Source organism: Mesorhizobium sp. LCM 4577 (genome assembly GCF_001854795.2).
GTDB lineage: Bacteria > Pseudomonadota > Alphaproteobacteria > Rhizobiales > Rhizobiaceae > Mesorhizobium > Mesorhizobium plurifarium.
This window is the reverse complement of sequence record NZ_MDDU01000053.1, coordinates 207810-232523: the sequence shown is the minus strand read 5'-3', so window position 1 is coordinate 232523 and position 24714 is coordinate 207810. Positions and strand designations below refer to the sequence as shown.

Below are 24714 nucleotides of genomic sequence, written 5' to 3'. Positions count from 1 at the left end.
TCCCTACGGGGCTAGCCAGGCTCCAGCGTGTCCTGGATGGAGCCTATCAGCGCAGTGATCGCCTGCTTGTATTTTTCGAATTCCGGCGAGGTCTGCCGGACTTCGGTCGTGGTCGTCGTCGGCTGGCCCTGATCGGTCACCACGCGCGGCGCTTTCTGCCCCATCTTCCGCTCGGCCCAATCGACGACGTAACTGGCGGTCTTGCCAGTGAGGAACGGGTTGGCCTGGATGACGGCCGACCCGAGCACCGCGCTCAACTGCGTCGAGCCGGGGGCCGCCAGAACCTGGGCAGCGCCTTCCATGCCGAGGAAATGGCAAAGATAGAGGCGGCCGGCAGTAATCTGGTGGCCGCGGGCGCGCAGATAGGCCTCGCCCTCGCGCGCCAGGTTGCGCACCATTTCGCGCGACAGCGTCGCGTCGTAGCGAAGCGCAAGCAGGTCGGCCGTCGACAGCGAGCGGGCGAGGTCGGGCCGATAGGTGTTCATCATCCGGATCCAGGTCTTGGAGATGAACTGGCCGGCGCCGGTCGCCGAGGAAAGCGGGTTCTTGGCCCGCGCGCTGCCGCCGCTTTCGACATGCACGATCCGGTCCGTCAGCGTTTCGACGGCGGTATCGCCGGAACCGCCGGAACTGACGGCAACGGCGGTAGCCACCGTGGTGACCGTCCCCAGCGGGTCGATCGCCTCGCCATTCTGGTAGAGTTCGAAATGCAGATGCGGACCGGTCGAAAGCCCGGTGGTGCCGATATAGCCGATGACGTCGCCGGCCTTCACCTTGGTGCCGACGCCGCTGGCGATGGCGAATTTCTGCATATGCGCGTAACGCGTCTCGCGGCCGTTGGCATGCGTGATCTTCACCAGATTGCCGTAGCTGCCGCCATCGCCCTGGAAAGAGATCTCGCCGTCGAAGGCGGCCATGATCGGCGTGCCGACCGGCGCCGCCCAGTCGACGCCCTTGTGGATACGGACCGTGCCGAGGATCGGATGCTTGCGCGGGCCGAAGGTGGAGGTCATCACCCCGGCGACCGGCGTGACCATGCCGTTGGTGACGGTGAGCGAGCGCACCTGGTCGTCGCCGGTCACGCAGGCATACTGGCCGTCGCTCTGCTGGAAGACGAAACAGTCGAGGCTCCTGTCCGCGCCCTGGACGCCGACATAGAGCACCCGCCCGGAGATCTCGCCTTGGCCGCGCGGCGTCTGCGAATAGATCAGCACCAGGCGCTGGTCCTCGCTGGCGAAGGCGTCGAGGTCCTGCCCCCGCGACAGATACATGATCGCCTCGCCGATGACGCTGGTCGGCACCTTGTTGCGCGCCGCCGTCGAATAGATCGCGTCGAGCAGGCGGTACTGACGCTTGGGCCCGCCCTGGTCGGAAGCGCCGGAATAGTTGAACAGATCCTCGCGCACCCAGGGGTCGACGCCCGACACGAAGGCCCCGGCCGCATTGCGCGTCAGCGTGCCGACATAGACGTTCCTCGCATAGACGGAGACCTGCATCAGCGACATGGTCGTCGTCTCGCGGTTCGGCCGGAACCCGCGCATGGCCACGACAAAGCCGGCCTCCAGCCTGTCGCGGTTGAACAGCGTCTTCAGCGCCTCGCCCGCAAGCTTCGCGTCGTCGGCGGAGAAATGCGCATCGAGCGCCACGCTGTCCAGGCTGCGGTCGTTGAGGATCTTCACGAAGGTGTCTTCGGTCGCCTCGAAGCGCTGATATTCGCTGGTGACGGTCGCGACGGTCGTGTTGTTCTCGATCGCGGTTTTCTTGAAGGCCGGCAGTGCCGCTTCCCCCTGGTCGATAGTCTCGCCCCACCCGGCCTCGGGGTCGTCGGCGTCGGCCTTGGGCGCCGAGCCGGCGTCGCTCTCGTCCGGCGCCGCCTGGAGGTCGTTCGCCAGATCGCCTTGCGGATCGCCCTGTTGATCGCTCGGCGCCGCGGCGGGGGTGGGCGGGGCCGGCTGGCGGTCGTCGGGCGCCGTTGTCGAAGGTTTCGGAGCGGCTTGCCGCTGCGCCTGGAAGAAGGCGAAATCCTCCTGCGTCGACGGGATCGTCGTCATGAACTTTTCGCTGGCGCTCAGCATCACGTCGGAGAGGATTTCGATCTGCGGCGAAGCGCCTGAACTGTCGAGCTCGGCCGGACGCGCGACGGTCTTGCCCTTCGTTGCGGTGTCGGCATCGGGCGCCAGCGTGATCCACATCGGATCGCCGGCCAGATCGATGATCGCCGGCACATAGACCGAGGCGTCGGGGGGCACGTCTTCCATGCCCTCGACCGGATGCAGCTCTTCATCTTCGTCGCCGAACGACCAATAGTCCTTGGTCAGGTAGAAGCCGGTGGCTAAAGCGACGACGGCGAGCGTTGCGGCCCCTGCAAGGATTCCGCGCCAGAGCTTGCGCCGGCGCTCGGCCAAGCGCGCCAGCTTCTTCTGTTTGAAGCTCGTGTCGATCGCGTGCGTCACGGGCTGTTTCCGGTCAGGAAATAGGTCCAGCGCACCTGCTCGAGCGTATCGACCTCGACGAAGCGCGCCGCGATATGGCCGCGCTGCCAGCACTCCTCGATGCCGCGGATCGAGAAGCGCCGCCGGTCGATGCACATCTCGGTCGTCCCGTTGAGGATCGCGTGGCCGAAGACGTCCGTCGCGTAGAGATAGATGTAGCGGTTGGTCAGCTCCTCGCGGATGACATTGACGCACTGGTTGGCGCCGATCGTCCACCAGCCGTCCGTCTGGTCGGCATTGTCGACCTTCTGTCCCACCGCGAGATTGACGACGTCGAGCGTCTGGTTGCAGACGGTGAATTCGGCATGCGCCTTGCCCGGCGAAAGGATCGAGAGGAGCGCCGCGCCGAGCAGCGCCGCAAGCGTCATGCGGCCCGGCAAGAGTGAGCGAAGCCAGTTACGCTGCTTGCGTGGCGAGGGCTGGTACAGGGAGCGCAGGGTGCGAAAGTCCATCGGCGTTCATGCTATCCGCCAAGCCGGAAATAGGTGGCCGTGGCCGAGAACTGCGATCCGCCGGCCTCGATCTCCTCGAGGATTTTTGGCAACAGCTCCGAGGCCGGCGTCGGCCTGGAGAACATCGCGGCCTGGATGTCCTTGGGCCCGGTGATCACCAGCATGATCTGCGGCACCGCCTTGCCGGCCGCCTTGTCCGCGGCGGCGAGGCCGATCGGGATGTTGAAGGTCACCTTGTCGGTCTGCGGCACCATGCGATCGTCGAGGTTGAAGGCGACGCCCTTGTGGTCGATCAGCATGATGTTCGAGACGAGCCCACCGCCAGTATAGAGCGCGCCGCTGACCGGCGAGCCGTCCGGGACCGATGTCCGGTCCAGCACAAGCTGCGGCTTCGCGGCCGAGCTCCGGTCGAGGAAGCGCAGGAAAGTGGGCACGCCGCACTGGGAGAGCGTGATGAGGCGCACGCTGATGTCCGGCTCGACATGGAACCTGGACTGGAAATCGCTGAGCAATTGCTCGAAGGGCTGGACCACCGTTCCGTAGCCCTCGATCGTGGGGGCGGCGCCGGGTCCCGACGTCACGTTCGCGTAGAAACAGCTGCCGCCGCTGAAATCGCGCACCCAGGAGCGCTGGTCGTTCCACTTGGCCATATCATCTTCCGGTGTCGGAACCGCTGGCTTTGGCACATTGATGGCGACATCGATGTCGGGCTGCTTGGCCGCCGGTGTTTGCGGTTGTTGCGCCGGTTCTACCGGTGTTTCCGGCTGGCTGGCTGTCGGGGTCTGCGCCTTCGGCTCGGCCGGCGGAGGGGTTGGCTGCGCCGCCGCCTGGTTTTGCGAGGTCGGCGGCGGGGACGCGTTCGGCTTGGGCAGCTTGGAAAGCATGTCCACGAGGTCTTTCACGCTGGGCTTGGCCGCCGGCGGATTTGCCTCTTGTGTGGACTTGTTCTCAGCCGCCTGGCTCGGCTCCGGCGTCTTGGCCGCCGGCTCGCTCGGCGGCTGCGCCGGCGGGCTTTCCGCGGCCGTTGGCGCGGGAGCCGGCGCAGCCGTTGACGACTGTTGTGCCGAGGGTTGCACCGGTTTGGTCTCGACCTGCGGGAGACGCGCCTGGCTGTTGGTCTCGCTCTCCGGCTGGGTGGCTGGCGGCGCCGGTTGCTCGACGGGCGTCTTAGCCTCCGCATTGGATTGGGCGGGCGGCTTCGCCGTATCAGGTTTCGGCGCCTCCGGCTGAGGCGCGACCGGCGCTTGCGGCTGTGGTTTCTGCGCCTCCGGCTGCTGCGCTTCGGCCACTGGTTTGGCGGCTTCGGCGACCGGCTTCGGCGTCAGCGGCTTGGATGTTTCCGCCACTGGGGTGGGCGCCAGGGCGCCGCTGAAATAGAGGCCGCCTGCCGCCACGACAGCGAGCGCCGCGACGCCGCCGGCGATGGCCGGCATCCGCGAAGCCTTTTTGGGCGCAGCCGGTGCGGGCGCGCTGGGGGGAGCGGCAGGTGGCGCGGGTCGTTGCTCTGATAGATATGCCGGGCGCACATGCTCGACGAAGCGCGGCTCGCCGGGAGGCGCCGGAGGCTGGGGCTTCGGGTCCGGCGGCGCCGTCCAGCCGGCCCGCGGCAGGCCCGAACGTTCGCGCGCGCCGAACGGCACCGGCGGCGGCAATGTCGGCTCGAGATCCTCGCCGCGCGTCGCCCGGGCGATCTCGGCCATGCTCGCCGGCCGGTCGCGCGGATCCGGTTGCAGCATGGCTTCGAGGAGCTCGCGGAAATCGGGATCGATATCCGACAGGTCCGGCACGGTCCGGCGTTTCTCGATGACGTCATATTGCGACCCGCTCATGTCGAGCGGCTTTCCGCGCAGCGCCGCAGCGAGCACCAGCCCGAGGCTGTAAATATCGGATTGCTCGCTGACCTCGCCGCCATAGAGGCCGAGCTGTTCCGGCGAAACGTAATTGTATTTGCCGGCGAATTTGCCGCCGATCAGCGTCTCGCCGCCGACGGTGGCCGACCGGGCGATGCCGAAATCGATGATCTTCGCGCGCTCGACCCGGCCGCCGGGCAGGATGATGTTGTCCGGCGAGAGGTCGCGGTGCACGGCGCCCGCCTGGTGCACCGCGGCGAGGCCCGATGCGAGCCGATGGCACAGCCGGCGCACGTCCTCCCCCGGCATGGGCCCGCGCCGCATGACGTCGAACAGCGATTGGCCGTCCACGAACTCCATCGCGAGATAGGGGCGGCCGATACCCGTATCGATTGTGAACACGTGGTAGCGCACCACCGCGTCGTGCGACAAATGATTGAGGATCGACGCTTCCTTGCGGAACAGCGACAGGATTGTCTGGTCGCGGGCGAATTCGGGCAGCACGATCTTGATCGCCACATGGTCGCCGGTCTGGATGTTGTGGCCGCGATAGACTTCGCCCATGCCGCCCGACGCGATCCTCTCGTCGAGCTCGTAGATGCCGCTGAGCTGGGTGCCGACGCCGGCATAGGTGACGTTCGCCGCTATCCGTGTCTTGTCGTCGTCGCTCATCTGGCCAGGCCCTCCACTGCGGACCGATCCGAATGGTGCGCGCCGCTATGCCCGCTGCCGATCTTCACGAGTACGATGGTCACATTGTCGGTGCCGCCGCGCGCCAGCACCATGTCCAAGAGGGCCTGGCAGGCCGCCCGCGGCGTGGCGGACCTCACTGCGGCCTCGATCTCGGCGTCGCTGACATGCGCGGTCAGTCCGTCGGTGCCCAGCACGAAGACGTCGCCCGCCATCAGCTCGCCCTGCTGGAAATCGATCTCGAGTTCGTCGCTGACGCCGACCGCATGGGTGATCACGTTGCGGCGCGGCCAGGTCAGCGCTTCCTCCGCGCTGATCATGCCGCGGTCGAGCAGTTCCTGCACCTCGGTGTGGTCCTTCGAGACCTGGAAGATCGAGCCGTTGCGGACAAGGTAGATGCGGCTGTCGCCGGCCCACAGGCAGGCGAAGCGCCCATCCATGGCAAGCAGGGCCGCGAAAGTGGAGCCGATAGTGATGCCGCGCGAGCGCGATATGTCGCGGATCTCGGCGTTGGCGCGGCTGAGCCGGTCCTCGAAGCGGGCGCGGAGGTCCGGCGCCGAACTCGCAATGCCGATTGTCGCGAGGTGATCGACGATACTGGCCGAGGCGACTTCGCCGGCCTCATGCCCGCCCATGCCGTCGGCCACCACCCAGAGCCCGGTCTGCGGTTCGATGAGGTAGTTGTCCTCGTTGTGGTCGCGCACGCAGCCCTGGTGGCTGACGCCGAAGCTGTCGATGGGGAGGGCGACAGTGCTCAATTTGCCACCAAGCGCTCAGCGAGCGTCCTCTGTGACCGGCCATGGGCCGTGTGCCCAAGCCACTCTGCCACAAGCGTGTACATTAGAGTATCGAAATGAAGGCGCGATCCAGCCATGTCAGAACGCCTTCGGACAGCTGAAGCCGGACAAGGCCGGCAGCAGCAAGGGATTGGCCCCCGAGCCGGCCTGGATCGTGTAGGCGACATCGCGTCCGCCGATCACGAAACGCGCCTCGATGTTGGCGCCGTCGCCGGTGATGGTCGCCTTGTCGAACAGTCGCTTCAACGCCCACGGTCCTTCGAATTTGAGCTCGGACTCGCGTCCAGGCATTTCCGGCACGAGGCTGAGGCTCGCCGACCCGGAAGCGGCGCCGCTCGGCCATGTCACGATGCTCGGCGCGTTGCCGGTCTGGGCGCTCTGGACCGTCTGCCCGTCGACGTCGAGCACGGCGCTGTCGACTTCACTGTTCATCGAGGTGGGGGTGATGGTGATCGAGACCGAGGGCACCGAACCGCCGGAAGGGAAGAAGGCGTTGCGGATTTCCGCGGCCGCCTGGAACGCCTTCAAGGTCGATTTTGCAAGGTCCTTGCTGGAACGCGCATCCTGTTTCCAGGTCCATTCCTGGCCGGTCATGTCGATCAGCGGCGCAAGGTTCTGTGCGAAGAAGCGGTCCATCAGGCCGCCCGGCGCGAACAGCTTGGTGAAATCCGCCATCGAGATCTCGTCGGCGCCGTCGCGGGTGAAGGGATAGCGGCCGTTGACGGCCTCCTCGCAGGCGCGCGTCACCGTCTGGTCGAGGCTCTGGTTGAGGTTGGCGACTGAAGCCTCGGCGACATTGCCTTCGAATTCGTCGGCCGCCGCGTTGACCATGCGCGCCAGCGGCTTGGGCAGGCGCGAGACATTGGCGCGCAATGTCGAGATCTGGAGCTGCAGATTGGCGTTGACGCGTTCGGTCTGCGTGGGGACATCGGCCGCGAGCTTCAGGCTCTGGAAGATGTCGTGGAAGTTCTGCGTCAGCGCATCGAGCGGCCGGCGCCCGGCGGCTCCGCCGACCAGCGCCTGGAACGAACGGAACTGCGCCTCGACGCTCGCGCCGGCATTCTGCGCAACGGCCGGGCTTGCGCCGGCGCGGCTTTGCGACTTCCCCCCGGCGACCTGCAGGCCGATGCGGGCGAGGCCCTTGGCCATGCCGGCTGGATCCTGCTGCGCCATGCCGGTGTCGCCCTCGGCGGTGCTGTCCTTCGTCAATGCGGTCTCATCGGCGATTGCGGTGAAGAGCTGGTCGAGAGGTGAGTCCGGCGCGGCGACGGCGGAGAGCGCGAGATATTGCGGCTTGTCCTTCAGCATCGCCTTGAGCTTCAATTGGTCGAGCGCGCCGTTCCAGGCGGCGGCGAATTCCTTGCCGTAACGGTCGATGAGTTCGGGACCGAGCTTGGGCAGGTCCTGGTCGATGCCGCCCTGCTCACCGCCGCCGCCGAGCACCCATTGGTCGTCGACGAGCATCTGCGCGATGCGCGAGAGCTGCGGCAGGAAGAAGCGGTTGAACCCGGCGCGTGTATAAAGGCCGGGGACCTGAAGATCGGCAAGTTCGCTGCCGTCCGTGCGCTCGAACAGCAGCTGCGCTTCCGGACCGGCTTTCGCGGCGATGGAGAAATCCTGCAGCCTTGCCGCGTAGACCGCCGACTTGATCTGCGCCGAGGCGCGGTCGGCGAGGCTCATGCGTCCGAGCGAGCGCTGCGCGGCCTCGACCAGCGGCTGGTTGAGCGCGAAGGTTGGATCGTAGGCGTCGTCGAGCGAAAGCATCGCGCGCAGGTGCTTTTCGAGTTGTGCGCGGCCCTCGCGGTTGTTCTCGCCGGGGTAGCGGTTCTCTTCCCAGTCCTGCTTCATCCACGAGACGATCAGCTCGTCATCGACCTTCGGCGCCTTGCCGCCCAGCATCAGGTAGATCTTCAGTGGCTCGTAGAGCGCGATCGGATCGGCCATCCTGGCCTGGATCGTCCGCTCCGCCTGCACCAGCAGCCGCGAGCGGAAGGTCCGCTCCAGTGCCTGCCGGTAGGCGGTCTTGGAGGCCGACAGCAGCCGCGCGCGCTGGCTGAGCCCGAACGTCTCCTCGATCGGCTTTGCCTGGTCGCCATTTTCGAAACCGGCCGGCAGGTTGCGCAACTGGTCGAGCGGACCGATGACGTTTTCGAGGTCGACGTCGGTCACCGTGGTGCTCTTGAGCAGCGCATCGGCGCTGTCACGATAATGCGCCACGGCTTGCCTTGTGGAGGCGATCAGCTCTCTGTTGGCGAAGAAGCTGAGGCCCAGCGCGCCGAGTGCCGCCAAGGCCGCCAGCGCGATCGCGGCCAGGCCGCCGAACCTGGCCAGCCTGGCGCGCCGTTCGGCGGCCCGGTCGAACGACACCCAGCCCGATTCCGGGAAGATCACCTTGGTCAGCAGGTCATGCAGGAAGAAGCTCTTGCCGGCGCCGGAAAGATGCGCTTGCGAAGCACTGCCGAAACTGCGGCCGATCGCGCCAAGCACCTGGTCGAAAGGCGTCCCTTCCTGGGTGCCCGACGAGAAATAGAGCCCGCGCAGGCTGACATTGACCTGTGACCGCGAGGCATCGAACAGGCTGCCGATAAATTGGGTTATCCGGTTCCTCAGCGCGCCGAACTGTGCCGGAAAACCGAACAGCGCGATCCGCGCTACAGGGTCGGTCTCTTCCTGCAGGCGGTCGGCGACGTCTTCGGCGAGCCGCTTGGCCAGTCCGTCGAATTCTGCCGGCGCGTCGCCCGTCATGTTTTTGGTGCGGTCGGCCGTCTGGAATGTCGCGCCCCACACCTTGCGCCTGCGCGTCTCGTCAAGGTTGCCGAAATAATCCATGAAGCCGGTGACGAGATCGGCCTTGGTGAAGAGCAGATAGACCGGGAACTGGATCTTCAGCGTCTCGTGCAGTTCGCGCAGGCGGCTCCTGATCTCGCTGACATGCGCGTCGAGCTGCCGGTCGTCGAAGCCGACCAGGTCGGCAAGGCTGATGGCGAGGATGACGCCGTTGATCGGTTGCCGGGTGCGCTGTTTCTTGAGCAGCCCCAGGAAGGCGAGCCAGCTCGCTCTGTCGCGCTCGCGGTCCGATTCCTGCGTCGTATAGCGGCCGGCCGTATCGATCAGCACCGCCTCGTCGGTGAACCACCAGTCGCAGGACCGCGTGCCGCCGACGCCGGCCACCGGCTGCGCGCTGCCGGAGCCGGCAAGCGGGAATTTCAGCCCGGAATTGACCAGCGCCGTCGTCTTGCCGGCGCCGGGCGGGCCGATGATGATGTACCAGGGGATGTCATAGAGGAAATTGCGCTTGCCGCTCATCCGCTTCAGCGTCGCGATCGCTTCGCCCATGCGCGCTTCGAGCACCTGTGAATCGTCGTCGCGCTCGTCGCTGCGCGCGATGGCCGTTTCGAGCGCCTTTTGCGCCTTGCGGCGCTGCCAGAATCGGATCCCGTAGAACAGCGCGAGCACCGCGACGCTGACGCCGATGATCGTGGCCCTGAGCCACACGGGACCAAGCGGGTGCGTGTCTTCAAAGCGGATCAGCGGCCCGGCATACCAGACCGCCGCCGAGAAACCGGCAAGCGCAGCCAGGCTGAAGATCCGCAGCAGCCAGCGCATCAGTCGCCGTTCTCCGCCACGCCGGTCTGCAAACTCTCCTGTTTCGGAACCATCACGTCGACGCGGCGGTTCCTGGCGCGGCCGTCGGCCGTGCCGTTGTCGGCGATCGGTTCGTCCTCGCCCTTGCCGTCGGCACTGAGCCGCGTCGGGTCCTTCAATTGCTTGGCCATCAATGCCTGGACGGCTTTGGCGCGGGCGACGGAAAGGTCGAAATTCGATTTGAACTGGCTCGACTTCTTCGGCTTCACATTGTCGGTATGGCCGATGATGTTGATCGGTCCGGGTTCGGCGTCGAGCGCGGTGGCGATGTCGGCGGCGACTGGCTTGAACTGAGCCTTCAACTCTGCCTGGCCGGAGGCGAACAAGAGCTGGTTGTTGATCTCGACGACGATGAATTCGCCTTTCTCGCCGACGCTCAGTCCGCCGCCGGCGATCTCCTTGGCAAGTGCGGCGCGGATGCGATCGATCTGGGTGGTATCTGGAACCACGGGCGGTGGCGGGCTGGCTTGCGCCGGCTCAGTGGGCGCCACGCTGGCGCGCTCGATGGTGACGGGCGTCGAGGGATTGAGCGCCAGCAACTCGCCGGCGGTAGCGTCGCCTTCGTCGGTGATGAGCACCCGCAGTCCGAAGAAGGCTGCCGTCACCAGCGTCGCCGCGGCGGCCGCGACCGCCCAGAGCGGCAGCCGCGCCCTCGGCTTCGGCAACGCCGCCGCCATGCCTTGCCAGCGCGGCGAGATGTCGTCGCCGGCGCGCGGCTTGAAGTAGCGCAGCGTGTCGTAGACATCGCGCCGGACGCGTTCGAGCGTGTTTCGTTGTTGGGCCAGACCCCGATACTGGCCCTCGAAACCCAGCGACAGGCAGGCATGCATCAGTTCGAGCAGGTCGTAATGCGCTTCCGGCCTGGCGAGGATGTTGTTCAGCGCTTCGTAGAAGCCGGCGCCCGTCGGTTGGGTGTGGAAGAACCGGGTCACCAGGCTGTGCGGTAGCCAGCTGTCCTTGCTTGGCCAGGGCAGGTTGCCGACGAGGTCGTCGGCGGTTTCGCAAAGGGCGAATTTGGCGATCCGCGCATCTTCCTCGGCCACGCCGGCTTTGGCGATCGCACGGTCGAAACTCTCGATCGCGTCGGCGATATGCTCGGCCAAGGGCGCGGCTTGCCGTTCGACCGGCATCAGCCGCAACTGGCCGAAGAGCATCAGCAGCGGCGCCGCAGCGGCGAGGATTGGATTGGCCGCGGCGTATCGCACGCCATTGGCCGCGTCGATCAGGGCATTCTGCGGCAGCCCCGGCGCCGCATTTGCGGCCGCTCCGGGACTTGGCCCCTGAAAGAGCACGGTTCCGGACGACCAGCCGGTTGGCATCTGCCGGCCGCCGCCGGGGTCGAACACTGTCGCTTCGCGGGCAGGGGATGGAGCAGGCCGTGCGCTTTCCGGGCCGGAATTCGCGGCAGCCGCAAGCGGCTTCTGCTTCGGCCGTGGCGCGCGGATGACGGTCTTGTCCGCCGGCCTGGAAGGATCGTCTTTCGAGCTCATCGGCGGCGCCCCACCGTCGCGGCGCGACGAACATGCCTTCGCCGGAGGAAACTTGCTTCAGGCTGAGCCTCGGCGGCGGGCCGCATGGAAAGGCTCATCTCGCCGAAACATGACATTGCTGCACACGCCCCAAGCCGCGCCGCTTTGCCCGCCGGGCAAGCGTCCATGCGCATTCTAGTCGCCCGGATACCCAATTGAAACGGGGCCGCCGATTGAAATCAGGAAGCAACATGCTCGAAGAGGTGGCTTCTTCTATGAGGCCGGTCACATACGGCGGGCGCGGTTCGAGCAATTCCAGAAAAAGTGTGAGCGGTTTTCCGTCCGGAATTGCGTGAAAACAAGAAGACTGGGCATTTCACCGTTTCCGTGAAACGGTGAAATGCCCTAGTGCCCCTGCGGCTATTTCTGCTTGTCGGCCTTGGCGTAGGCTTCGGCGAAATAGGCGAGGAAGACATCGAGCATGCCGTTCTCGTGCTTGTCTTCCATCGTCCGCCAGGTCGCGACGAGCGCATCCCAGGCCTGGCTCTTCCTGGACGAGAAGGACGCAGGCGGGATCTTCCTGGCGATCGCCTCCGGCGACAGGTCGTCGAGCAGCCGCGACAGCGCGGCCTGCATGGCGGCATAGGTTGCGATCTCATGCGCCTTCAGGTCGCGGAACGCGTCCTCGACGCTGTGCCTGGCATCGAGATAGCCGGCCCTGCGCTTGGCGAACATGATCTCCAATATGTCGTCGGTGCCCGGCACGAATTTCAGCGGGTTGTTGTCCTCGGCGCCGATCATCGTGCGGTGGGCGCTCTTGGCGAGCACCTTCGCCGCCGCGCGCGCCTTGAGCAGAAGCGACAGTTGCTCGACCGTGATCCTCAGCACCGCGCCGATCTCGGCCGCGATCTCGTGCGGGTCGCGCGATTGCAGCAAGTCCGGCGCGATGCCAGCCGCCCTGGCGATCTGCCGCAATATCGCGTCCGCCTCCGCGGGTCGATTGGGTGGGGCTGCCAGCCCCGGCTGTTGCAACGCCGACGATGTCGACACCGCCGCCGCCCCGGTGGAGCGCTGTTCCGCCGGACTGAAGAACGGCTCATGGCCGGGATCCGCGGGCCGGCCGGTCGAAGGCGGCAGCTCGCGCTGTGTTGACCCGGCCCTGGTCTGCGGATGCCCGGTCGCGGCCCGTTCGTCTTCGATCGAAACGGTGACGACATAGCGGCCGATCAGCAGCCGGTCGCCTTGGGCCAGCCGGTGCGGCCCGGCCATGCGCTGGCTCGAACCGTTGATGAAAGTGCCGTTGCGCGAAAGGTCGTAGAGCCAGAACGAACCCGCCTGGTAGCGGACCTCGCAATGCCGGCCCGAGATGAACTTGTCCGGATCGGACAGCGTCCAGTCGCAATTCTCGCGGCCGATCTCGAAGCTGCGGTCGCGGGCGGCATAGCTGGCGGCGGTCCCGGCCGGCAGCCTGTCGGCATTGCTGATCTGGAGAGAGATGAACATCCGGAAGCGTCGCCGAACTTGGTCAACAAATGCTTATCTTTGGCGCAACTCCGGACGGAAACCGCTACGCGCTGTCCCGAAATTGCCTCGGTATTCTAGCAGCTTGCACGCTGAGTGGGAGAGGAGCGTTTCACACCGGTGCGCGGGCGCGCTTTAGCCATCGCTGTTATTTGGCCTCCTCCAAACATGTGCTAGGCTGGCCTCGGTACGGTGCGGTGAACTCGAACGCTCCCGAATGTGATGCAGTTAATAGAGCGGGGGCTTCAAACCATCACACTGGCGGCCGCGTCGAGGAGGGGCACGACCCATGCCGAACGAACGTGCCACGGTAGTACAGACGCCGGCTGGCGCCGACCTGACCTTCACCCATCTCATCGGCCGAGATGAGATCAGCCGTTGTTTCGCCTATACGGTCGGCTTCGTCTCGAAGAACCGCGACATCGACCCGTTGAAGATGCTGGGCGGTGTCGTTTCGGTCGAGGGCGAATCCGATCCTAAGCGCTGGTTCAGCGGCCTCGTGTCGGATTTCAAGCTGACCCGCATCGAGGACCGGCTGGCCTTCTACGAGGCGACCGTCAGGCCGTGGCTCTGGTTCCTAGGCAACACCACCGACTGCCGCATCTTCCAGAACATGACGGCGGTGGAGATCGTCGAGAAGATCTTCTCGAAATACGGCATCGCCAAGTTCGAGAAGCGGCTGCAGGGATCCTATCCCCAGCGCGAATACTGCGTGCAGTATGACGAGAGCGATCTCGATTTCGTGCAGCGGCTGCTCGAGCACGAAGGCATCTTCTATTTCTTCGAGCACGACGAGGGCAAGCACACGCTCATCCTCTGCGATGCGATGAGCAAGCTGAAGCCGGCGCCCGGCTACGAGAAGGTGCTCTACAACTTCGAGGGCCAGGCCTCGCGGCGCGATGTCGAATACATCACCGAATGGATCCCTGGCAGCGCGGTGCGGCCGGGCGCTTATGCGCATACGGACTATGATTTCGAGAAGCCCGGCGCCGATCTGATGGCGAAATCCGCCCAGCCCTTCGCCCATAAGGAAGCCTCTGGCGAGAACTATCGCCAGCCGGGCGCCCATCTCGATGTCGGGCGCGGCGACAAGATCGCCGGGATCCGCCGCGAGGAACTTCAGGCCGTGCACCAGCACAGCACGGCGGTTGGCACGGTGCGCGGCCTTTTTTCCGGCTGCAAGTTCACGCTCGAAAGTTTTCCGCGCGACGACCAGAACCAGGACTATCTGGTGGTCAGCGCCGAATACCGGCTGTTCGATCCCGGCTACCGGACCCAGAACGAGGCCCACAGCGAGAATTTCAAGGTGGTGCTTGGCGTTGCGCCCACCAAATTGCCCTACCGGCCGCCGCGCATCACGCCGCGGCCGATCATGCGCGGGCCGCAGACCGCGACCGTCGTCGGCCCTTCGGGTGAGGAGATATTCACCGACAAATATGCCCGCGTGAAGGTGCAGTTCCACTGGGACCGGCTCGGCAAGAAGGACCAGAACTCATCCTGCTTCGTGCGCGTCTCGCAGACCTGGGCCGGCAGCAATTGGGGCTTCATCCAGATCCCGCGCATCGGCCAGGAGGTCATCGTCGATTTCATCGAGGGCGATCCGGACCTGCCGATCATCACCGGCCGCGTCTACAACGCCTCGCAGATGCCGCCCTACGGGCTGCCGGGCAACGCCACGCAATCCGGATGGAAGTCGAATTCCTCGAAAGGTGGCGGCGGCTACAACGAACTGATGTTCGAGGACAAGGCCGGCTCCGAGCTGGTCAATTTCCAGGCTCAGAAGGACCACCACCTGCTGATCAAGCACGACCGCAACAAGACGGTCCAGCACGACCAGTCCGACCGCATCGACCACGACGCCAAGCACTCCGTCGGCCACAACCTCGATGAGGACGTGGGCAACAACAAGACGGTCAAGATCGGCGTCGACCAGACCACCAACATCGGCTCGAACGACACCGAGACGGTGGGCGCGAACCGGTCGCTGACGGTTATGGCCAACGAGACGATCCACGTCGTCGCCAACTCGACCGAGAACATCGACGCCAACCATTCGCAGACCGTGGGGCTCAATCAGACGGTCACGGTGGGTGTCGCGCGCGTCGATACGGTGGGGGCAGCGGAAGCGCGATCGGTCGGCGCCTCGCAGACGAACACGATTGGTGCGACACGGTCGGTGAGCGTGGGGATCAACCAAAGCCACAGCATTGGCGCCGCGGACAGCTGGGACATCGGTGCCTCGCAAACCGTCAATGTCGGCGCCAATCAAAGTGTAGCCGTCGGAAGCGCTCAGTCGTTCAGCGTTGGCGCGGCGCGCAGCGCCAGCATTGGTGCCGATGACTCCACGAGCGTTGGAGGCGCCCACACGCTGGGCATTGCAAAAGGCAGCGCAATCAGCGTCGGCGAGGACAGCTCGATCAAGGTCGGCAAGAAGCTGGTGATCGATGCCGGCGACGAAATACTGATCCAGACCGGATCGGCGAAGATCATGATGAAGAAGGACGGCACGATCGCGATCGAAGGCAAGGACATTTCGGTCAAGGGGTCGGGCAAGATCAGCATCAAGGCGTCGAGCGACGTGGTCATCAAGGGCTCGACCATCAGTGAGAATTGAGGGATCGGCGATGAGCGACGTTCGCGAGCGCATCGATGGTGTGGTGATCGGCATCTTCCTCGGTTTCGACGATGCGGCTTCGCCGCTGGTGGTCTTCCCCGGCAATCCGGAAGAAGCCGCCTTGCCCGCGCGCAGCCTGACCGAACTGACCGCCGACATGATCGGCCAGGAGGTTGCCTTGCTGTTTCAGGAAGGCAACGCGATGAAGCCGCTGATCGTCGGCCGCATCGTCGAGCCTGCGCGCAAGAGCGCAGCGCCGCAGGTCGTTCGTGACGGCGAGTGTGTTCGCATCATCGGCGAAGAACGCATCGAGCTGCGCTGCGGCAAGGCGACGATCCTCATGGAAAAGGATGGCCGCATAACCATTCGCGGCACCTATGTCACCAGCCACGCAAGCGCCGCCAACCGCATCCGCGGCGGATCCATCGATCTCAACTGACGATGGCTGCCGCTCGCAATCAAGCGGCCAAAGGCCCGTCGGAACGGCCGATCGTTGCCGGCATCGTCAGGCAGCACGCCGAACAGGCCGCGTTCCTCTGGGCGCAGCGCGATACGTTGATGCTGGCCGATCCGCCGGATCTTGCCGCCGTCTCGGGCGTCGAGCGCCGTCTGGAAACCAACCTCGATGGTCTGCGCATCGCCGGTCCCGCGGCCTGGCCGTTTGTCGCCGCCGCTTATGAGGATTTCCCCGAGAAGGGCGAGCTCTTCCTCTACGCCTGGATGGCGATCGAGCAGAGCAACGGCAGCCGTTTGGCCGAAGCCATCGAACTCGGCCGCCAAAGTCAGGATGACGCGCGCGGACTGATCGGCGCGTTGGCTTGGCACAAGCCGCGGGCAATCGCCGCCGAGGTGCGTAACTGGATCGGCGCGCCGGACGCGTTCAAGCGCTTTCTCGGGGTTTCGGCCTGCCTTGGACACGGCGTCGACCCCAAGGAGATGCTGTCGCGGCTCGTGCGCGATCCCGATGCGCGCGTCCGCGCCGTCAGCCTGCGCCTGGCCGGCCAACTGCGGCGAACCGACCTCGCCAACGAATTGCGGACGGCTCTCGAGGATGGCCAGGAACAGCCGCGGTTCTGGGCCGCCTGGGCATTGACGGAGCTCGGCTCGGGTGACCTCGCCGGAGCCGAATTGCGCAGGGTGGCGGTCGGCGGCGGTCCGGACGCCATCACGGCGCTGYGCGCCGCCATCAAGGCAGCGCCCGAAAAGGATGCGAGAGCCTGGATGGGCGGGCTGCTGAAATCGCCCGAGACGGCGCCCCTTGCGGTGCGCGGCGCCGGCATGTTGGGAGACCGCATGGTTCTCCACTGGTTGATCCACCAAATGCGGACGCCGGCTTTTGCGCCAGCTGCCGGCGCGGCATTGCTCGAGCTGTTTCCCGAAGCACGCGAGGCGGAGGACTTGTTCACTCTCGATCCGACGGAGCTCGGTCAGGCGTTCGAGGACCGGTTTGGAGATTTTGCGGTCAAAGTGCCGGTGGCGGCCAATGTCAAGGCATGGAGCGACAGCAGATTTCCAGGCCTCCGGTCAGCCGCGCCGTGATCGAGCGGCCTGCTTGTCGCCCCGTCGCGGCGGTTCGCGGACCATGTTATGGCTCCCAGTCGATGCCCCTTGCGATCGATCGCGAAAGCTTTTCCAGGGACAGGATAAGCGGGCGGTCCAGCTTCAATATCTCGTGCGATTTCAGGATGTAGGCCACAGCTTCGCCGAGCGCTTCCTTGCAATTTTGCGACAGGTAAGGCCGGATGTCGGACCAGGTTCTAGGCAGGCTGAGCAGCGACAGGACGCTCCCGCGCACCATCGGCTCGGAGAAGAAGCCCATGTCTTCCTGGAATGCCAGATCCTCGAAGAAGGTCATCAGATACGGCCCAAGATATGCCGCCGTGGCACGCGGCGACATCTCTGCCAGCACGTCTGCCACCAGAAACCGCGAATCGTCGCGATCGACATCGACTGGCTTTACATCAAGAAACAGGTGTCGCTCGCCCTTTCCCCAGCCTGTGATGAAGTACGCCATATCCTCATGTGGTGGGGGTTCGACAGACGACCACGCCTTTTTGATCTTCTCCGCGATTTCGAGTGCTGTCGTCATTTTCAGGGTCCCATCTTGGCGTCGGCAAGCTCCGCCTTGTTGTTCTTGATGGCCTGCTCCACCTTGCTGTGCGCGTCATAGTGACCATCGAGGCGCTCCTGCTTCGTGGGTTTGCCTCCGTCCCAGGGGATGTCATCGCAATCTTCCACGATGTAGACGGCTCTTTCATGCGCCAGCTTCTCGAAAATCGCGTTCTGGTCCTCAAGGAATTTCTTGTAGTTTGCCTTCTCCTGCGGAGTTGCTCGCCCTGACCAGATCTTGCCCTTCGTCAAGCTCGGCTTCTCTCCGTTAGCCGCCTTGTAGTCGTTGGAAAGCTTCTCATTCTCCTTCTTGATATCATCGTACTTGTCGTGCTGCTCGACGCATTTCTTCCAGATCGATATCTGATACGCATTCAATCCAGGCTGCGGCACGTTGGGATCGAAATTGCCGGCCAGGTCGACCGTATTCTTGTCATTGTGAAATTTCTTGTCGGTATGGCGACAGGCGTTCTTGCCGTCCATCTTGACGTCGAACGAATAGGTGATCCAGTCCGTCGCCTTCTTGAAGACGCCGGATTTGACGCCTCCGACGGTACCGGGCTCGTCGCCCGAGCTCATGCTGTATTGCGAGCCCTTGATGGCGATCATCTTGCCGCCCTTGGCAAAGACCGTCGTGGTGCCGTTTTGCAAAGTGCTTTGGTCTGCGATGTTCGGATAGGGCAGCGGAACGGGGCCGCCCGGACTGGGCGTTTTGCAGACATCCGGGATGGTCGCCATCGAAAGGCCTACCGTGCTCTTGTAGGTCAGGCCAAGGCCGTTGACGGTGATGTGCGTTGGCATCAGCTTCTCTTTCCCGGCGCGCCCAGCAGCACCGTTGCGCGCGCGCCGTTCTCGGAACTCGTCCAGATCAGCGACAGCGGACCTTTCTGATAGTCGCGCGCCACGGCCTCGCTGACCAGGCTGACGAACAGCGGCCCCGAAGCGGCCCCGACATCGCCCCAGCAGTCCGCCGGCGTCTCGAAATCTGCGGCATCCCTGAAGCGCCCCGGATTTCGCAGAACCGCAAAGCCATATTCGTTGCCGCGATAGCGCTCGCCGTTCATGTCGCAGATGATACGGTCGACAGGATCGATCGGTCCGTCTCGAAACAGGAACTGAAAGGCGGCACCGAGCCCTTCTCCCAGGACGACGGACTTGGTTTTGATCCGGTTCTCTTCGGCGGCAGTGGAGGTCCCAACGATTTCAAGCAACGGCGTCAATCCGAATTCCCGCGCTGTGGGGAGTGTCGCCAGCAGGCAGAAACCCGCCGCCTCGCCGGGACAGAAGCCGAATACGTTCCCCTCGGAGTGAAGCTGCTCGTTGTCGTCCAGCCACTCCAGCGTTTCCAGATCGAAATAGCTGTCCGCCCCACCGGCGAGGCAGAACCTTGCCTTGCCTTCGCGAAGCGATTTGCAGGCGTGATGGATCGCAAGCAGTCCGCCGGCATGGCCGCCAGCGGTAGAGCCGCCACCTTCCAGCATGACGTGCTGTGACAGCTGCTTGCGCAACGCGGCGCTGACCTTCGAGGCGAAGCCTTCCGGTTGGCCGGGCCGGGGTTCGCCGGTTGAAAGGATCAGCGATATCGGCGCCGTGTAACCGGAGCCGAGCAACGGCCGCAACGCTTCGAGAGCCGACGAAAACGCGATCTCAACCACACGGCCCGCGCCTTGAAGCTCCGCCGGCACGCCGGCATCGCGGGTCACCTTCATCAGCTGGCCAAATCGATCGGTCAGATAGGGATGATCCTGGATGGCGGAAATTCCGGCCCGCACGGCCGCCGCGCTGGATGCCGCATCGAATCCCAGGGGCGTTCTCGCTCCCACGCCCACCACGACGATGGCGTCGGCCTTGGCCATCACGCGTCTTCCCCAAGCCAGACACCGGTCGCCGCCACAGCTGGCGACACGCCGGAACGCTCACGGATCCTCACATAGCTGCCTTTCAGCCTTTCCTCGTCATAAGGGACGGACAATGTCGACATCCAGGTGATCGAGAATTGGCGCAGATCCGGCTTGATGCGCACCGTGTGGATCACCGGCTCATTGTTCTTGCGGTCGGGACGGTTGTAGAACTGGGTGGTGATGTTGAAGGTCACGCGGGGCAGCAGGAACTCCCAGAAGCCGTCTTGTGTGAAATTGCCGAGCCGCGCGACTTCGTAGCCCATGAGCGGGGTCTTGGTCTGCTGATCTTCCGGCGCGCACTGGTAATACAGTCGGTTGAAATCGCGCGGCAAAAGCGGATCGCGCGTCCTTTGCCATTCTTCGCCATAGGTGCCGCCATGTTTCATACGCGGCTGCCAGTGTCGCGCCACTGGGCCGAACCCGGCCGGCTTGCCACTGCGGTGGTCGCGGTAAGGCGCGTCGGGATATTCGAAGTTGGGTCCGGTTTTGCTGACCAGTCGCTGCGGCGAGACCGCAAATCCCGTTCCCACCGGATTGCGTTGGTCCCAATCCGGCTTTGAAGCCTCCATATCCGTGCCGCCATAGGTGCGGCGCCAGGTGATCGGCATTTTCGTGAACGGCTCGGCCCGGCTCAGCCTCGCCGAAACTGCGCCGGGAACAAACACGCGATCCCCTATGACATTAAGGGTCTTGTCCACGTCGCCGACCTTTATGCGCGCCGTGCTCTCGGTGCCCGGACGCCTGCCGGGTGCATAGACATGTCCTTCGACCAGAATGTCGGTATGCTTCTTCTCGAGATTGAAATCTGTGTCGTCGAGAAGTTCGTTTGCGTCCGCGGCATGGAGGGGCGCCAGATTTATCGGCGTCTGTTCTTTGAGGAGCCGCTGTTTCCCGTCGGGGTCGATCTCGAAGGAAGCCTTGATCGCAATCAGCCAGACCTCGTGTCCCTGCTCGTCGCGCGTCCAGCCCTGCTGGGCGGCAAATGGCGTCTGGTTCAACAGCATCCACATCTGAAGCCACATCCTCAGCCGATGATGATCAGCGAGGTTTCAGCCGCCCGGCTGAAGCCGAGCGTTGATAGCGGACTGAAGACCTCTTCGAACACGGCCATCAGCTGGTCTCCCAACTCGCGGCGAAGATCTGTTCCAGTGTCGGCTGCGGCGCCTGCGGATCGACGTCGAAAATGTCCGTATGCGCGGTCCATATGACCAGGTCGTCGACGACATCGCTTTCGCCACCGACATGCGGAACCGGCAGCGCGGCTAGCGCCGCGTCCAGTTCGTCTGGCGTGAGCTCCCCCCGCTGCGCGGCGAAGGCCGCGCCCTCGATGCCGTCGAACCAGCTATCGCAATAGGCCAGCTTCAGCGGCGCCTCCGGAAGCCGAGCGACGACGCTGAGCGGGAACCGCCGGCCGACCCTGTCGGCGCTTTGCAACACGATGCCCGCCGAGGCGCCGAAGGCGCCAGGACCGCTGAGGAAGCGCAAGGCCGTACCCGTTGGCCAGGTTTCGAGTCCAAACAGCGGCACGATGTGCTGAGCCAGCCAGCGGTCCCACACGCGCACGAAATCGCCCGGCAAACGGCGCGTCACGAAATCGCCGGCGGCGGGCATCTTGCCGTAGAAGCCGGGCAGGATCAGATCTGCGGCGGACATGTGAACTTCTTGAACATTTCGAGCGTATAGGGGTTCTCGACGCTGGCCGCCTTGAGCTCGAAATCGGCCCACATCCCCTTGGTGCCGAGCCGCAGGCTGTAGACGTCGGTGAGCTTGGTCGCATTGAAGCGGCCGCCGCGCAGCATTCTGAGCCACGCCCAGCTGCCGGTCTCGTTGAGCATCACCTCGGGCGAGCCGTCGACCGGCTGGAAGGCGAGCGATATCACGCCGGTGCCGTCCTTGCCGGGCCATGTCATCGGCTGCGGCCTCGTCGCGTTGTTGTAATAGACGAGGTTCTGGCCATCGAGGTTGAGCGTCACCCGCGCCACGTTGGGCGACAGGTCCTTCGGCTCCAGGGTGAAATTCATCACCGGCCCGGTGCCGCCGGGGAAGAGATCGTCGCGGATGTGGCGCGCCTGCTCGAAGGCCGCCAGCGCCGCCGGATCGAGACCGAAATCGGCGCGCCATTTCCACGGCTCGCTGGCGGTGTCGACATAGTTGATCAGATGGTCGTTGGTGAAGGCATCGATCAACCCGGTCGGTCCGAACAGGCGCTGGAAGTCGCGCACATTGACGTCGACCGCGCTGTCCGGGCTGAACGGATAGCGGTTGTTGAGCGCTGCCTGGCAGAAGGGCAGGATATCGGCGCGCCAGATGGCGTTGAGCTCGTTGGTGACGGCCTTCTGCGACAGGCCGCTGGTGTCGCCGGCAATGCCGCCCAGCCAGTCGTTGATCGGCGAAGGCAGGATCTGCGCTTGCCTGGCGACAGCGCCGGTCAATTCGGCCAGCCCGCCCTGCTTCTTGATGGCGTCCTGCGGATCGGGATTAGCCGTGACGGTCTGCAGCACGTTGGACAGCGCCGTCAGCGCCACCACGGCGGCGTCGAGCGCCGGCGGCTGGCCGTCGACCTGCGCGATCGTGCCTTTGAGCTGCTTGAAATGCTCGGCCACCAGGCTGCCGGTCATGTCGACCTGATCGGCCGAGCCCGCGCGGGGCAGCAATTTCGCGCCCGTCTTCACCACCTTGCCCAATTTGCCGAGCTTGCTGAGCAGCTTCGAACCGGTCTTGGCGGCGCCGCTCTTGTCGTCGGCCGCCGCGTCGTCCGAACGGGTCAGGTCGGTTTCCTGCACCACTGCGGTCAGCAGGCGCTTCAGCGCCGAGTCGGCGCTGGAAAGATCCTTGAGGTTCTCGCTGGCGACGTTGAGGTCGGTCAGCGGCGCCAGCCGCATGTCGCGCAGGAAACTATCCCACTGCGAAATGTAGTCGTCGTAATAGAGCTTCAGGATGTCTTCCGACAGCGCCGAGACCGACGTCTCCGCATTCTCCGAACAGCCGCCGGCAAACACGGCGCGGTCGAGCGCCGCCTGGCCGGCGACGTCCTCGACGCGGTCGAGGATCGCGTCATGGAAGCCGGCATAGGTGTAGGGGCCCGGCACGCCGACGCGCAGCGTCTTGTCGGAACGGCGCGCGAACACCTTGGCGCCGTTCGGTCCGGCGAAATTGGCCGGCACCCATTCCTTGACCGCCGCCACTTCCGGGTCAGTCAGAAGCTGCTTATAGGCGCGCTCCGGGAGCGAGATCGTGCATACCGTCTTCAGCGCCTCGGCGACCAGTTCCTTGTCCGGCGCGATATAGCTGTCGTCGACAGCCATGCGGCGGATCGCGGCGAGCTGGTGCTCTTCGGCGTCCGCGGTCGGGAAGGGCGCGGCCGGCGCGAATTGCGGCAGGTTGTTCACCCACCAGTTCTGCACGAAGTCGGTGTCCATCTGCGACAGGCCGGTCATCATCCGATAGGTCTTGAGCGCGCCGAGCATGAAATCCGGATCGCGGATCTGCCGCCACATCGTCGCCTCCAGCAACGCGACCATGTGCGGCTCCAGCACGTTGCGCAGCGCATGGTCGTAGGTGTCGGTCTGCGCGCGCACCAGCTCGGCCGAAGCGGTCGGGCCGAGCAGGTTGTGGATCGCGTCCGGCGGCGCGGTGCGGGCCGCCGCCACCGCGTCCATCGCCGCCAGCGCGCCATCCATGGTCGGCTGCTCGACCGCGACCGGTATCGCGGCGACATCCGTCAGCGGCTGTTGCAGGGCCTCGAACTGGCCGGCCTGTTCGGTGATTGCATTGCGGTTGTCGAGATAGGACCAGGTGAACAGGCCGCCGGCGAGCAGGGCGGCGAGAGCGCAGGCGGCGGCAGCACCGCGCCAGATCCAGGCGCGCCGGCGCTGCGCCAGCGGATCGAATGTGCCGAGGCCGGCTTCCTTGAAGATCACTTCGGTGAGCAGGTTCCTGAGGAAGAAGCTGCGCTTCTCGACACGCGCCGCCGGCATGGCGCGGCGGGGCGGCAATCCGAAGGACGAGGAAAGGGCGGCGGTCAGCCGGTCGATGGGCGCGCCTTCCTGTGTCGCCGAGGTCAGATAAAGGCCGCGCAGCCAGGCGGCCTCCTCGTAGCGGCTTTCGCCGAACATTGCTTCGACCAGCACCTGGATCGGCTCGGAGAGGCTCGCCAACTGCGCCGGGAAACGGAAGATCTCGGCGCGCTGGCCAAGCTTGTCTTCGTCTTCCAGCCGCGGCACCAGCCGCCGCTCCAGCTCGGAGGCCAGCCTGGCAAGTTCTGTCTGGATTGTGCCGGCGTTGACGCGAGCGTCGAGCGGAAAAGTCGTTCCCCACACCTGTTCGCGCGCCGTCGTCGACAAGCCGCCGAAGAAGGCCTCGAAGCCTTTGATCAGGTCGGCCTTGGTCAGCATCAGGTAGACGGGCAGGCGGATCTCGAGCCGATCGTTCAGCTCCGCCAGCCGGCGGCGGATTTTCCGGCCATGCGCCTTGATCGCCTCGTCGCCTTCGGAGAGCGCATCGATCGACAGCGCGACGATGACGCCGTTGAGCGCGCGGCGGCCCCGATGCTTCTTCAAGAGGTCGAGGAAGCCGAGCCACTCCGCCGCGTCGACATCCGGCTGGCTTTCCTGCTGGACATAGCGGCCCGCTGTGTCGATCAGCACCGCGTTCTCGGAGAAGAACCAGTCGCAATTGCGCGTGCCGCCGACGCCCTGCAGATCGTCGGTGAGGTCGATCGGGAAATTGAGCCCGGATTGGCGCAAGGCCGTCGTCTTGCCGGTGGCCGGCGGCCCGACGATCACATACCAGGGCATTTCGCGCAGGAATTTGCGGCCGCCGAGCTTGCGGCGCTTGAGCTCGGCCATCACCTCGCCGAACTTGGCGCCGACGGCCGCGACGCTCTCCTCGCCGGGCGTGAGCTGCTTTTCCTGAACAGGCGCCGCGATCTCGGCGACGAACATGCGGTTGGCGCGGATCGCGCGGCGCTGCGCGATGATCAGCCAGATCAGCCACAGGATGATCAACCCGGCGATGATGGCGATGCGCACATTGTCGGATTCGAACGGCGCGTAAGGGCCGACCTGCACGATCGGGCCGAACACCCAGATCAGCAGCGAAAGCAGCGCGATGCCGATCAGCGTCCACAGGAATCGCGAGGTGATGACGGCCCAGAGGAAGCGCAGGATGAACAT

At 65.1% G+C, this 24714-nt stretch carries 16 protein-coding genes; 3 read left to right on the top strand and 13 right to left on the bottom strand.

Features of this window, described 5'->3' with window-relative positions; all coding sequences use genetic code 11:
* Positions 1-11: 11 nt before the first annotated feature.
* The 7 genes from LCM4577_RS29955 to tagH all read right to left on the bottom strand — a co-directional run bounded on the left by LCM4577_RS29955 (position 12) and on the right by tagH (position 12898).
* Positions 12-2453 (bottom strand): M23 family metallopeptidase, encoded by a 2442-nt coding sequence (locus tag LCM4577_RS29955; protein WP_071074507.1) that lies wholly within the window; start codon positions 2451-2453, stop codon positions 12-14.
* Positions 2450-2944: a DUF1036 domain-containing protein gene (locus LCM4577_RS29950; protein WP_082037218.1), complete on the bottom strand. Its 495-nt coding sequence runs from the start codon at positions 2942-2944 to the stop codon at positions 2450-2452. The genes LCM4577_RS29955 and LCM4577_RS29950 overlap by 4 nt, the downstream gene beginning before the upstream one ends.
* A gap of 11 nt (positions 2945-2955) precedes the next feature.
* Positions 2956-5466, bottom strand: coding sequence for a protein kinase domain-containing protein (locus tag LCM4577_RS29945; RefSeq protein WP_071074506.1), 2511 nt, complete (start codon positions 5464-5466; stop codon positions 2956-2958).
* On the bottom strand, positions 5463-6242 hold the full coding sequence (locus tag LCM4577_RS29940) for a PP2C family serine/threonine-protein phosphatase (protein ID WP_071074505.1): 780 nt from the start codon (positions 6240-6242) through the stop codon (positions 5463-5465). The genes LCM4577_RS29945 and LCM4577_RS29940 overlap by 4 nt, the downstream gene beginning before the upstream one ends.
* Before the next feature lie 117 nt (positions 6243-6359).
* Entirely contained in the window at positions 6360-9887 is a 3528-nt protein-coding gene (gene tssM / locus LCM4577_RS29935; RefSeq protein ID WP_198541110.1) for a type VI secretion system membrane subunit TssM, read from the bottom strand.
* On the bottom strand, positions 9887-11416 hold the full coding sequence (gene tssL / locus LCM4577_RS29930) for a type VI secretion system protein TssL, long form (protein WP_071074503.1): 1530 nt from the start codon (positions 11414-11416) through the stop codon (positions 9887-9889). Before tssL ends, tssM (LCM4577_RS29935) begins: the two co-directional genes overlap by 1 nt.
* 399 nt (positions 11417-11815) lie before the next feature.
* A complete protein-coding gene (gene tagH / locus LCM4577_RS29925; protein ID WP_071074502.1) occupies positions 11816-12898 on the bottom strand; it encodes a type VI secretion system-associated FHA domain protein TagH in 1083 nt (360 codons plus the stop codon).
* Positions 12899-13205: 307 nt separating this feature from the next.
* Between tagH and tssI the strand changes: the two genes are divergently transcribed.
* Genes tssI through LCM4577_RS29910 form a run of 3 tightly spaced genes read left to right on the top strand, consistent with a single transcriptional unit; the run spans position 13206 to position 17069 of the window.
* On the top strand, positions 13206-15530 hold the full coding sequence (gene tssI, locus LCM4577_RS29920; RefSeq protein WP_071074501.1) for a type VI secretion system tip protein VgrG: 2325 nt from the start codon (positions 13206-13208) through the stop codon (positions 15528-15530).
* A gap of 10 nt (positions 15531-15540) precedes the next feature.
* On the top strand, positions 15541-15969 hold the full coding sequence (locus LCM4577_RS29915; RefSeq protein WP_071074500.1) for a DUF6484 domain-containing protein: 429 nt from the start codon (positions 15541-15543) through the stop codon (positions 15967-15969).
* Between the two features lie 2 nt (positions 15970-15971).
* Entirely contained in the window at positions 15972-17069 is a 1098-nt protein-coding gene (locus tag LCM4577_RS29910) for a HEAT repeat domain-containing protein (RefSeq protein ID WP_071074499.1), read from the top strand.
* A 46-nt stretch (positions 17070-17115) separates the two neighbouring features.
* On the opposite strand, the gene LCM4577_RS29905 is transcribed toward LCM4577_RS29910, so the two are convergent.
* The 6 genes from LCM4577_RS29905 to tssM (LCM4577_RS29880) form a co-directional block, all read right to left on the bottom strand.
* Entirely contained in the window at positions 17116-17619 is a 504-nt protein-coding gene (locus LCM4577_RS29905; RefSeq protein ID WP_041001898.1) for a hypothetical protein, read from the bottom strand.
* Positions 17620-17621: 2 nt separating this feature from the next.
* Positions 17622-18440: a DUF4150 domain-containing protein gene (locus tag LCM4577_RS29900; RefSeq protein ID WP_071074498.1), complete on the bottom strand. Its 819-nt coding sequence runs from the start codon at positions 18438-18440 to the stop codon at positions 17622-17624.
* Positions 18440-19495, bottom strand: a complete 1056-nt coding sequence (locus tag LCM4577_RS29895) for a beta-ketoacyl synthase N-terminal-like domain-containing protein (RefSeq protein ID WP_071030709.1) — start codon at positions 19493-19495, stop codon at positions 18440-18442. The genes LCM4577_RS29900 and LCM4577_RS29895 overlap by 1 nt, the downstream gene beginning before the upstream one ends.
* Positions 19495-20550 (bottom strand): DUF2169 domain-containing protein, encoded by a 1056-nt coding sequence (locus LCM4577_RS29890; protein WP_071074560.1) that lies wholly within the window; start codon positions 20548-20550, stop codon positions 19495-19497. Before LCM4577_RS29890 ends, LCM4577_RS29895 begins: the two co-directional genes overlap by 1 nt.
* A 100-nt stretch (positions 20551-20650) precedes the next feature.
* The gene (gene tagF, locus LCM4577_RS29885) at positions 20651-21193 is read right to left on the bottom strand and encodes a type VI secretion system-associated protein TagF (protein WP_083354888.1); all 543 of its coding nucleotides are present in this window, start codon (positions 21191-21193) and stop codon (positions 20651-20653) included.
* Entirely contained in the window at positions 21175-24714 is a 3540-nt protein-coding gene (gene tssM, locus LCM4577_RS29880) for a type VI secretion system membrane subunit TssM (protein WP_071074497.1), read from the bottom strand. The genes tagF and tssM (LCM4577_RS29880) overlap by 19 nt, the downstream gene beginning before the upstream one ends.

What these genes read in the sequence shown, in the direction of transcription:
- LCM4577_RS29950 (WP_082037218.1), bottom strand. Translation starts at nt 2,944, where the DNA reads ATGGACTTTCGCACCCTGCGCTCCCTGTACCAGCCCTCGCCACGCAAG.
- tagH (WP_071074502.1), bottom strand. Translation starts at nt 12,898, where the DNA reads ATGTTCATCTCTCTCCAGATCAGCAATGCCGACAGGCTGCCGGCCGGG.
- tssM (WP_071074497.1), bottom strand. Translation starts at nt 24,714, where the DNA reads ATGTTCATCCTGCGCTTCCTCTGGGCCGTCATCACCTCGCGATTCCTG.
- tagF (WP_083354888.1), bottom strand. Translation starts at nt 21,193, where the DNA reads ATGTCCGCCGCAGATCTGATCCTGCCCGGCTTCTACGGCAAGATGCCC.
- tssI (WP_071074501.1), top strand. Translation starts at nt 13,206, where the DNA reads ATGCCGAACGAACGTGCCACGGTAGTACAGACGCCGGCTGGCGCCGAC.
- tssL (WP_071074503.1), bottom strand. Translation starts at nt 11,416, where the DNA reads ATGAGCTCGAAAGACGATCCTTCCAGGCCGGCGGACAAGACCGTCATC.
- LCM4577_RS29945 (WP_071074506.1), bottom strand. Translation starts at nt 5,466, where the DNA reads ATGAGCGACGACGACAAGACACGGATAGCGGCGAACGTCACCTATGCC.
- LCM4577_RS29915 (WP_071074500.1), top strand. Translation starts at nt 15,541, where the DNA reads ATGAGCGACGTTCGCGAGCGCATCGATGGTGTGGTGATCGGCATCTTC.
- LCM4577_RS29890 (WP_071074560.1), bottom strand. Translation starts at nt 20,550, where the DNA reads ATGTGGATGCTGTTGAACCAGACGCCATTTGCCGCCCAGCAGGGCTGG.
- LCM4577_RS29905 (WP_041001898.1), bottom strand. Translation starts at nt 17,619, where the DNA reads ATGACGACAGCACTCGAAATCGCGGAGAAGATCAAAAAGGCGTGGTCG.
- tssM (WP_198541110.1), bottom strand. Translation starts at nt 9,887, where the DNA reads ATGCGCTGGCTGCTGCGGATCTTCAGCCTGGCTGCGCTTGCCGGTTTC.
- LCM4577_RS29895 (WP_071030709.1), bottom strand. Translation starts at nt 19,495, where the DNA reads ATGGCCAAGGCCGACGCCATCGTCGTGGTGGGCGTGGGAGCGAGAACG.
- LCM4577_RS29900 (WP_071074498.1), bottom strand. Translation starts at nt 18,440, where the DNA reads ATGCCAACGCACATCACCGTCAACGGCCTTGGCCTGACCTACAAGAGC.